Annotated in this window: 3 protein-coding genes; all 3 read left to right on the top strand. The window is 35.0% G+C overall.

From position 1 onward, the window contains the following. The coding region (rluB, locus tag AC1DTM_RS22920; RefSeq protein WP_477000960.1) for a 23S rRNA pseudouridine(2605) synthase RluB at window positions 1-700 on the top strand (700 nt) is incomplete at its 5' end. 94 nt (window positions 701-794) lie between these two features. Further along, window positions 795-1,316, top strand: coding sequence for a thiol-disulfide oxidoreductase ResA (gene resA, locus AC1DTM_RS22915; protein ID WP_477000959.1), 522 nt, complete (start codon window positions 795-797; stop codon window positions 1,314-1,316). Window positions 1,317-1,440: 124 nt separating this feature from the next. Continuing rightward, a partial coding sequence (locus AC1DTM_RS22910) for a cytochrome c biogenesis ResB family protein (RefSeq protein ID WP_477000958.1) occupies window positions 1,441-2,461 on the top strand: 1,021 nt, incomplete at its 3' end.

Below are 2,461 nucleotides of genomic sequence, written 5' to 3'. Positions count from 1 at the left end.
AGCAGGTATTGCATCGAGAAGAAAGGCTGAGGAATTAATTCAGCAAGGGAAAGTGAAAGTTAATGGGAAAATAGTGAAGGAGTTAGGAACAAAAGTAACTCCTCAAGATAAAGTAGAAGTAAATAACATCCCTCTTGAAAAAGAAGAACCTGTTTATTTTTTACTATATAAACCAACTGGTGTAATTTCAAGTGTATCAGATGATAAAGGAAGAAATGTTGTAACAGACTTTTTCCCTGAAATTAGACAACGTTTATTCCCAATCGGACGCTTAGATTATGATACGTCTGGCGTATTATTGATGACAAATGATGGGGAATTTGCAAATGTATTAATGCATCCGAGATATAAAGTTGAAAAAACGTATGTTGCGAAAATTAAAGGGCCATTAACAGGTGATAAAATTCGCATGTTAGAACGAGGTGTTGCATTAGAAGATGGGAAAACAGCACCAGCACAAGTGAAAATTATTTCTTGGGACAAGCGTAAAGAGATGGCGATTGTACAATTAACGATTCATGAAGGACGTAACCGTCAAGTACGCCGCATGTTTGAAGCGTTAGATTGTAAAGTAATGAAACTAAAACGTGAACGTTATGCCTTTTTAGAAGTGGGTAGCTTGCGTCCTGGTGATGCAAGAGAATTGACACCACATGAGGTGAAACAATTACGTGCATTGGCTTCTACAAAGCCTCGCTAATTTATATTGTGAAACTTTCACCAGTGGAATGCTCCGCTGGTGATTTATTAAAAAATACATATATTTATCACTCGTCGAAGAGAGGGGAGACAATATGAAAAAAAATCGCTTATTATTTCGTGTTATCATTTTGCTCATTTTAAGCGGTGCGGTAGGGTTTACGCTATATCAAGGATTTTTTACTGATAAAGAGAAAATGCAAATTGGAAAAGAAGCACCTAACTTTGTTGTAACTGATTTAGAAGGAAAGAATATAGAATTAAAAGATTTAAAGGGAAAAGGTGTATTTTTAAATTTTTGGGGAACTTGGTGTAAACCTTGTGAAAAAGAAATGCCTTATATGAATGAGTTATATCCGAAATATAAAGAAAAAGGCGTTGAAATTATTGCCTTAGATGCAGATGAAACGGATATCGCAGTGAAGAACTTTGTGAAACAATATGATTTGAAATTCCCAGTTGCAATTGATAAAGGGCAAAAGATCATAGGTACATATGGAGTAGGCCCATTACCAACAACCTTTTTAATTGAWAAAGAAGGCAAAGTAGTAGAGCAAATTATAGGTGAGCAAACGAAGGAACAATTGGAAGAGTACTTAAAGAAAATTACTCCATAATTAAGAAAGCCTTTACATAAGAGGTGCTTACGTATAGCGCCTTCGCTTTAAAAATTCTGAGTATTGCGGTAACTCTAAGCTGGAATATACAATAGTACATATAGATAAAAGGGCGGTGAGAGCTTTGAAAGAAATTAAGTGTGAATGTGGACATGTTAATCCGATAGGAACCATTTTTTGTGAAGCATGTGGGAAACCATTTGAAAGTAATGAAAATATGAAATTATTGGATATGAGATATGAGGGGAGTGCCCGGAGATCTCTCACACATACAAAAACGATAGTCGATAAAATTTGGAGTTTTTTCTCTTCTGTAAAAGTAGGTGTATGGTTAATTGTAATAACTTTAGCTGCATCGGCAATAGGAACTATCTTTCCCCAAGAAATGTACATAACTCCAGGAATCGAACCAGCTGAATATTATAAGACCGAGTATGGATTTTTAGGACAATTATACTATCAATTAGGATTTAATAATTTATATGGATCATGGTGGTACATGATTTTAATTGCTTCCATTGGTATTTCACTTGTTATATGTAGTTTAGACCGTGTCATTCCTCTTTATAAAGCTTTAAAAAAACAAGGGGTGAAAAGACACCCAAGTTTTTTAAAAAGACAGAGAGTGAACGGGACTGGTACGCCGCATGAAGGTGACTTAGAACGAGTTCAAATTAATTTAAAGAAACGTAATTATAATGTGAAAGAGGAAGACGGGAACGTTTTAGCGGAAAAGGGACGTTTTTCCCGTTGGGGTCCATATGTAAACCATATTGGTCTTATTATCTTTCTATTCGGTGCAATGCTACGTTTTTTACCGAGTATGTATGTAGATGAAGCACTTTGGTTACGTGACGGTGAAACGAAAGAAATACCAGGAACAGATGGTCAATACTATTTGAAAAACGAAAAGTTTATCAAGGAAGTTTATGATAAGAGTAAGGATAAAGAAGTTTTTGATGAAGCAATTGATCGTGTTGGTGATAAAATGATTGCGAAAAACTTCCAAACAAATGCTGTATTATATAAAGCGGTAGGAGAAAATATAGCGGGTCAAAAACCAAAATTAGAAAAGGTAAAAGAAGCTGAAATTCGAGTGAATGAGCCACTGAAATTTGATCAATTTGCTGTTTATCAAGTGGATT

The organism is Bacillus sp. P4_D3 (assembly GCF_056401855.1).
This window is presented reverse-complemented; position numbering and strand designations above follow the sequence as displayed.